This is a genomic window from Nostoc sp. CCY 9925, assembly GCF_963920935.1.
Classification (GTDB): domain Bacteria; phylum Cyanobacteriota; class Cyanobacteriia; order Cyanobacteriales; family Nostocaceae; genus Nostoc.
The window spans coordinates 1-266 of sequence record NZ_CAWUDO010000318.1 but is presented as its reverse complement, the minus strand read 5'-3'; the positions used below and the strand labels follow the sequence as shown (position 1 = coordinate 266).

General features: G+C 64.3%; 1 protein-coding gene. It reads left to right on the top strand.

What is annotated here, in order from left to right:
- Positions 1-71: 71 nt before the first annotated feature.
- The coding region (locus tag ACM0OY_RS40605) for a hypothetical protein (RefSeq protein ID WP_414574330.1) at positions 72-266 on the top strand (195 nt) is incomplete at its 3' end.

The window sequence follows — 266 nt, the reverse complement described above, 5'->3', positions numbered from 1 at the left end:
CAGCCTGAGTAAGCGACGCAGCAACGCATCGGGCCTTCCTTCCGGCGAAAAGCCGTGTCAGATCGCACGCCATGGAAGACACCCGCATCGACAAGCGCGCTGGCGTTAAGGCCACATCGGATCGGCTCTGGGAGCTGATCTCGGACCTGCCGTCCTGGAACCACTGGAACCCCATCGACACGGATGTCGAGGGAGCCATCGCCTATGGCGGCCAACTGGCGATGACAGAAGCTTATCCGGGCATCCCCGAGCGCCGGGCCCTGGGC